This is a genomic window from Aquitalea sp. S1-19, assembly GCF_024343515.1.
Window position 1 is genome coordinate 1 of the sequence record NZ_RJTZ01000133.1, and the last position, 7,632, is coordinate 7,632.

Annotated in this window: 6 protein-coding genes; 1 reads left to right on the top strand and 5 read right to left on the bottom strand. The window is 59.1% G+C overall.

All coding sequences use genetic code 11. The features are described 5' to 3' along the window. Positions 1–407 (bottom strand): hypothetical protein (locus EGI20_RS15470; protein ID WP_498632505.1); only part of this gene is annotated, 407 nt, incomplete at its 3' end. 162 nt (positions 408–569) lie between these two features. On the opposite strand from EGI20_RS15470, the gene EGI20_RS15475 reads away from it, so the two are divergent. Further along, entirely contained in the window at positions 570–2,168 is a 1,599-nt protein-coding gene (locus tag EGI20_RS15475; RefSeq protein ID WP_498632507.1) for a DUF389 domain-containing protein, read from the top strand. Positions 2,169–2,171: 3 nt separating this feature from the next. Here EGI20_RS15475 and EGI20_RS15480 read toward each other — a convergent pair whose 3' ends face one another. The 4 genes from EGI20_RS15480 to EGI20_RS15495 form a co-directional block, all read right to left on the bottom strand. Then, on the bottom strand, positions 2,172–4,049 hold the full coding sequence (locus tag EGI20_RS15480; protein WP_498632509.1) for a methyl-accepting chemotaxis protein: 1,878 nt from the start codon (positions 4,047–4,049) through the stop codon (positions 2,172–2,174). Between the two features lie 397 nt (positions 4,050–4,446). Continuing rightward, positions 4,447–6,072 (bottom strand): 3-(methylthio)propionyl-CoA ligase, encoded by a 1,626-nt coding sequence (locus EGI20_RS15485; protein ID WP_498632511.1) that lies wholly within the window; start codon positions 6,070–6,072, stop codon positions 4,447–4,449. 145 nt (positions 6,073–6,217) lie between these two features. After that, entirely contained in the window at positions 6,218–6,745 is a 528-nt protein-coding gene (locus EGI20_RS15490) for a response regulator transcription factor (protein WP_498632513.1), read from the bottom strand. Next, positions 6,742–7,632, bottom strand: an 891-nt coding sequence (locus EGI20_RS15495) for an ATP-binding protein (RefSeq protein WP_498632514.1), incomplete at its 5' end; no start/stop codon positions are given. The genes EGI20_RS15495 and EGI20_RS15490, both read right to left, overlap by 4 nt.

Consider the following 7,632-nt stretch of genomic DNA (forward strand, 5'->3'; position numbering starts at 1 on the left):
TTGCCCGCAGCCATGGCCTGCTGGTACCAGCCTCGACTGGTAACCGCATACTCGGCAGGCGGCGTCCAGCCCGAGGCAAAATGCCCCTTGTTATCGGCAAAACCGACATACAGGTCGATAAAACGCCCCTCCTGCATGCCCTGCGTCAGGAACCACTGCGGATCACGGCCCAGCATATTGATTTCATTGTCGTAGCGCTGCGAGCGCCCCTTGATCACGCTCTGCTTGTCCCGCGCCCAGTCGCCAATCAGGATAGACTGCCCCTTGAGCGTGGTGTTCTGCTCACTGGCAATGCCCTGCAGTGCCATGCCGCGCACCTGGACAAACACGATGGAAAACAGCAGTACGGCAAACGCTGCCAGCAGCACGGCATTAAAGCCGATGATTCGCGCCTTGAGTGAACGCATGGATCTCCCCTTTAGTTATTGGCGCCTCGATGCGGGCGCTTGTGGCGGATTATGTATTTGATATCCAGGACGCGCAATCAAGATGGCATATATAAGCAAAACTGGAAATTCCATAACATTTAACCGAAAATAAATGTTTGGATGAAGCAGACAGGAATGACCATGGCAACACGCAGCCTGGCCGAAATCATCGTCGGTGAGTGGTGGAACCGACGGCAGCAGAATGTCGATCAGGCTCAGGTCGACCGCAGCATGATCGAGAACGGCCTGCTGACACCGGCCTATATCTTTCTGGTGTTCATTTCCTGCGCGATTGCCACGCTGGGCCTGTTGCTAGACTCGGCTGCGGTGGTGATCGGCGCGATGCTGATCGCGCCCCTGATGGGGCCGATCAATCTGCTGGGCTACGCCATCGCCAAGACCAATCTGGCCTACGGCAAGCAGGCGGGGCTGGCACTGGGCTTTGGCGTGGTGGCGGCACTGGTGACCAGCTACACCATCGTCAATTTCTCGCCTTTTATTCCACCGACCGCCCAGATACTGGCGCGCACCAACCCCAATTTCTTCGACCTGCTGGTGGCAGTTTTCTCCGGACTGGTCGCCGGTTTTGCCATCATCCGCCAGCAAGGCGGCACCTTTGCCGGCGTGGCGATTGCCACCGCGCTGATGCCGCCCTTGGCCACCAGCGGCTACGGCTGGGCCAACGCCTCGTGGGACATTTTCTCCGGCGCGTTTTTGCTGTTCCTGACCAATATGCTGGCGATCGCCTTCTCGGTGACCGGTGTGTCGCTGTGGTACGGTCTGGGCAAATGGCCCAGCGGAAAGGAGCTGGCATGGCGTGGCGGTGTCGCGCTATTCGTCTTGGCGCTCTTATCCATCCCGCTGGTCAAGACACTGAATAGCTCGGTCAGCCAGGCCATCCTGTCCAAGCAGGTACAGGATCTGGTTACCACTGCCCTACCCGCCGACGACAGCATCCAGCAGCTCAAGGTGCTGTCGCCACCGGGCAAGCAGGGGGCCGAAGTTAATCTGGTGGTGCTGACACGCAGTTTTGATGCCGGTCTGGAACAAAAACTGAATACCCTGCTCGATGCGCGCTTCGGCAAGGATAGCCGGCTGACGCTGGACCAGATCGTCGCCAACACCAATGCGCTGGATCTGGATCAGCGCATCAGCGCACAACTGGGCAAGCTGGCACAGAGTCAGCAACAGCAAATGGACAGCCGCAAGGCTCCGCTGGCCATCAGGAGCACCATTATCGCCGGCATCCCCGCGCGCATAAGCCAGCTGTTTATCGACGAAAATACCCGGGAAATCAGCGCCTATCTCGCACCGGCGACCGGACTGTCGCTGAGTGCCCTGCAAAATGCCGAGATCACGCTCAGCGCCCGGCTCAGCGGCTGGCAGCTACAGATCATTCCGCCGCCGATGCCGCTACCGGTACAGCATTTTGCCGAAAACAGTGCCGAACTGAATCCCGATGCCAGCCGCACGCTGATCAGCAGCGCCTGGGCACTCAAACGCTGGGGCATTGACCGGGTCGTACTCACCGGCCATGCCGGGCTGAACGAAGATGGCCGCGGCACGCGCGCACTGGCACAAGCCCGCGTGGCCACCGTAGCCACGGCGCTGCAACGCCACGATATCGACAGCCAAAAACAAACCGCCTACCCCATGGCGGGACAGGCGGTGATCGAACGCGAACAAGGGAAAGCGGCCCTGCGTAGCGTTTACCTGACGCTGGGGCCGACCGGCCCGTAAGGCTTACAGCTTAAAGCGGCCAAATTCGGCATCCATCTTGCCTGCGGTGCTATTCAGGCCCTGCAAGGTGGCGCTGACATCCTGCAGCACCGCATCGTTTTCCAGCACACGGCCATTGATCTGCTCGGTGCTTTGCGCGATCAGGGTGGTCGCATGCTGCTGCTCACTAGTCGAATGGCTGATCTCTTTCATCTTCTCGACGACACCACTCATGGACAGGCGGATCTTGCCGATCTGCCCGACCGCCTCGCGAGTCACGCTGACCCCGTTTTCCACCGCATCTACCGTCTTGTTGACGTCACCCACCGCCTGCGCCGTTTCGCTGCGAATGGCGCTGACCATCGCGGCAATTTCCTGCGTGGCCTGCGTGGTGCGCTCCGCCAGCTTGCGCACCTCGTCCGCCACCACGGCAAAGCCCCGTCCCTGCTCGCCGGCACGCGCCGCCTCGATCGCGGCATTCAGTGCCAACAAATTGGTCTGGTCGGCGATATCGCGTATCACATGGGTAATGCCAGAAATATCCTGCGAGCGGGTATTGAGCGATGCCAGCATGGTTTCCAGTGCACGCACCGAAGCCACCGTACCTTCCATGCCGCCGGACAGGCGCTCCATGCTCTGGGCGCTGCTTTCCAACTCGTTACGCGTTTCGCGCAGCAAGCTATCCGCCTCGCCGGCATTATCGGCAATATGGGTGATGCTGACCGTGATCTGTTCCAGCGTCGCGGCATTGGCACTGGAGACATCGGACAGTTCGCGCGAACTCACCGCTACTTTGCCGACCAGGCTGCTGGCCTCCCCGACGCCGCCCACCACCGTGGTGGCATTCTGGCGCAAGCCGCCAAACAGCTGGTTCAGGCGCAGGATAAAGGCATTGAAAGCGGCGGCAGTCTGGGCAATTTCATCCTGCCCATGTACCGGCAGTGTCAGTGTCAGGTCGGCATCGCCCTGCGAGATTTCCACCATCGCGTCCTTGAGGCCACCCAAGCCTGCGAGCATGCGCCCGACCAGCCCTGAAGCCAGCGGCACCATCAGCACCAAGGCAAGCACGGCAAAACCGGTGATGCTGAGCAACAGATCATCCAACGGCGCTTCCGTCACCGCCAGCGGCACGGCCACCCCGACATACCAGTTGGTACCATCAATGGCCTGGATGGCATAGCGCATGTCCTGCCCGCCTATCTCGGCCTCTTGAGCCTGGTTTGCCGCAGCAACTTCGACGATGCGTTCCTTAGTCAGCTCGGGGGCGACCGACCTGATGTCTTTAAGCACCAGTTCAGCTTGTGGATGGGCAATCAGCTTGCCGTCGCCATCAACGATAAAGCTGTAGCCCCCCCCGCGCACCTTATCGCCGATGACCGCCTTGACCAGACCGTCAACGAAGATGTCACCCGCGATCACGCCGCCAAACTGGCCACCCGTATTAAAGGGCACGGCTACGGTTACGGTCAGTTTCTTGCTCGCCTCGTCCACATAAGGCGCGGTGACGATAGCCTTACCGGCTGCGCGCGCCTGCTTGAACCAGTCGCGGTTGGTAATACTGTAATCGGCAGGCGCAACCCATTCATCGGAAAACAGCGAACGCCCATCGGCGAAGCCGACATAATTAACAACGAAGCCCCCCGCCGCCGCACCCTGCTTCAGGCCGCGCAAGGCATCAGGCTGCAATATTGTCTGCGTCTGAGCGCTTAGCTGGCTTTTCTTGTCGGCAACCCAGTTTTCGATAAAGTCACTCTGCCCATCGACCCTGGCATCGAACTCGAAATCGGTACTCTGGTTGATGGTGCTGTGCATCTGCGTATATGCCACCGAAACCAGTATCAGCGTCAGCAACAGCATGAATAGCGCGGTTAGCGCCATAAGTTTTGATTTCAATGATTTCATCAGATTCTCTCTGCAGTTTTACCACGACCCTATGTACACGCTTGTACGAGTAACAGGGGGAGTCGGACAAGACTATTTTCAGAATAAATACCCGAAATCAATCATATGCTAATATATTTACAATATCAAATGCTCTGATTTTTAAATAAAAATCAGAGCCTATTCGCAGGGAAAATACCCGCCTGCCACATCCGCATGCAGCGGGCAAAAAAAATCCCCTGCCGGATAAGGACAGGGGCCAACACGAGGAAGAAACATCTTGCCGGCGAACCGGCCGGATGCTTCGAGGGGCTAACACCACAAAAAAACCATCAGGCTTCCGTGTGAAGCTTTACTCTAACGTAATTGTTCTAAATCTTCAATATATTACGAAAGAATATTCGCTTACACACAACACTTACCACTTATACGAACTGAACTGTTCGCGCAGCTTCATTTTTTGTAACTTACCGGTCGCGGTATGTGGCAACTCATCGACAAAGGCGACATCATCCGGCGTCCACCACTTGGCGATCTTGCCTTCATAAAAACCGATCAGCTCGTCGCGCGTCGCGCTCATGCCTTCTTTCAGTACCACCACCATCAGCGGGCGCTCGTCCCACTTCGGATGAATGATGCCGATGGCGGCGGCCTCGGCGACGGCCGGGTGACCGACCAGAATATTCTCCAGATCGATGGAGCTGATCCACTCGCCGCCGGACTTGATCACGTCCTTGGTACGGTCGGTAATCTTCATGTAGCCGTCGGTATCGATATTCACCACATCACCGGTATTGAACCAGCCGTCGGCGGTATGGTTATCGTCCAGCTCGCGACGGTAGTATTGCGACAACACCCACGAGCCCTTGACCTGCAGATTACCGAAGGCCTTGCCGTCGTGCGGCAGCGGCTGGTTTTCATCGTCGACAATACGGATTTTCACGCCATAGATAGGACGACCCTGCTTGCCCTGCAGATGGCGCAAGGTCGCGACATCACAACCGTTGTGCTTGAACTTGGGGGTGCTGGTGGTGCCGCATGGCGACAGCTCGGTCATGCCCCACAACTGGCGCACTTCGGCACCGTGTTCGGCCAACTGGTCAACCATGGATTCAGGCGCGGCCGAACCGCCGATGACTACGCGCTTGAGGCTGTGTATTTTCAGATGATTGCGCTGGCAATGCTGCAGCAGCATCATCCAGATGGTCGGCACGCCGGCCGCCATGGTCACGCCTTCTTCTTCGATCAGCTCGTACAGATTGACGCCATCCATCTTGGGGCCAGGCAGCACCAGCTTGGCGCCGTTCATCACGCAGCTATAAGGCAGACCCCAGCCGCTGACATGGAACATCGGCACCACCGGCATCACCGCGCTTTGCGCCGAAATATCCAGACTGTCCGGCAGCGAGCTGGCGAAGGCGTGCAATACGGTCGAGCGGTGCGAATACAGCACGCCCTTGGGGTGGCCGGTCGTGCCCGAGGTGTAGCACAGGCTGGACGCGGTTTTTTCGTCGAATTCGGGCCAGTCCAGCTGGTCGCTATGGCTGTTTACCAGATCTTCATAGCAACGCAGATTAGGAATGGAGCTGTCCTTCGGCATATTGGCGCGGTCGGTCATCAGTACGAAATGGCGCACCGAAGTCAGCTCGGAGGCAATCTGCTCGACCACCGGCAAGAAAGACAGGTCGAAGAACAGCGCCTGGTCTTCGGCATGATTAATGATGTAGCTGATCTGCTCGGGGAACAGGCGCGGATTGACGGTATGGCAGATCGCGCCAGAACCGGACACCGCATAGTAAAGCTCAAGGTGGCGATAGCCGTTCCAGGCCAGCGTACCCACGCAGTCGCCCATCTTGATTTCCAGCGACTTCAAGGCATTGGCCAGCTGACGCGAACGCTTACCCAGATCGCGGTAGGTATAGCGATGGATCGGGCCTTCTACCGTACGCGATACGATCTCGCTGTCCGCATGCCAGGTTTCGGCATGCACCAGCAGGTCCGAAATCAGCAAAGGCATTTCCATCATCTGTCCACGCAACATCATCTTGTTTTCCCCTCTATCAGTTCTGTTTGCTGCAATGCAAACAACATTAAGGCGGAAACCGAATGAATACTCCAATCACTTTTTCTGATGCAGTCGCTAAAGTTTTGCTGATATAGCCATGCCGCCAGCGTGGCATCTGCGCCAATCAGCCGGCAACCGGGCGCTTGGCCAGCATGCGCTGCAAGGTGCGCCGGTGCATCTTGAGCGAGCGTGCCGTCGCGGAAACATTGCCCTCATGCTCGGCCAGCACGCGCTGCAAGTGCTCCCAGCTGATCCGTTTCAGCGACATTGGCATCTCGGCCAGAGCAAGGTCAGGGTTTGCCGCCTGCTGCCCGAATGCCGCCAGAATGGCCTCGACTGCGGCCGGCTTGGCCAGATACTGTATCGCGCCCAGCTTGATGGCTTCGACGGCAGTGGCGATGCTGGCATAACCGGTCAGCACGACAATGGCGGCATCAGGCGCCGCCTCACGCAGTTGCGGCAATAGTTTAAGGCCGGAGTCGCCACCCAGATTCAAATCCAGCACGATGCGCGCCGGCTGCAACTGCACCGCCTGCTGCAACGCATCGCTGCCATTCGCAGCACAGGCCACGCTAAAGCCTCGCCGCAGCAAAACGCGCATCAGCATGCGGCTGAAGGCCGCATCATCATCCACCAGCAAAAAATCGCTCACCCGGCCATCTCCATCAAAGGCAGACGCAGCGTGGCGCGCACACCGCCGGCCTGGTCATTACATAGCGTCAGGCTGCCACCCAGACGCGACAGGGTCACATGCGACAACAGCACACCGATCCCCATTCCGCCCGTCTTGCCCGAAGGCAGCATGGCGAGGCCGGCACGCTCCAGCTGCGCCTCGGACAGGCAGCCTTCCCGGTTAATGATGGTCAGTTGCAAGCTCCCCGCAGCCAAGGCCACCTCCAGCTCGACTTTGCCGCCACCGGCATCCGCCGCATTGTTCAGCAAATTAAACAAGGCGGCCCAGAAGCCGTTATCCAGCGCGAGCGCAGGTCCGCCGCTATGCCTGCCTTGCCAGCTCAAGACCACATCGGGGCGCAGCGCACGCCAGCCGGCAATGCGCGTGGCCAGCGCATCGAACAAGGGCAGGCATTCGCTGGCCGGCTCGGCATCATGCCGCAGCCGGGACAAGCCCTCGCGGCACTGCGCCAGTTGCTGACGCATCAGCAGCAGATCTTCGGCCAGCTCGGGATCATCGGCATAGGCGTCCGACAGCTCGTCCGACAGCAGGCTTAGCGTCGCCAGCGGGGTAGACAGGGTATGGGCGGCACTGGCCGCCTGCACACCCAGTGCCACCAGTTGCTCGTTACGCAATTGCGCCTCGCGCGCGGCCGCAAGCGCTGCCTCGCGCCCGGCCAGCTCGCGCGACAGGCACGACACCACGCCGACAATCAGCATGACCGACAGGGCAAAAGTCAGCCACATACCGGCTAAATGCAGGGTAAAAGCGTAAGCCGCATCGCCACCGGCCACCGGCCATGGCAGATGCCAGAAAAAAAGTCCGCCATAAGCCAGCAAAGACAGGCCACCCAGGCTCCAGGCAAA

Excerpts from the sequence above, each read along its gene's own strand:
- EGI20_RS15475 (WP_498632507.1), top strand. The coding sequence starts at position 570 with ATGGCAACACGCAGCCTGGCCGAAATCATCGTCGGTGAGTGGTGGAAC.
- EGI20_RS15480 (WP_498632509.1), bottom strand. The coding sequence starts at position 4,049 with ATGAAATCATTGAAATCAAAACTTATGGCGCTAACCGCGCTATTCATG.
- EGI20_RS15485 (WP_498632511.1), bottom strand. The coding sequence starts at position 6,072 with ATGATGTTGCGTGGACAGATGATGGAAATGCCTTTGCTGATTTCGGAC.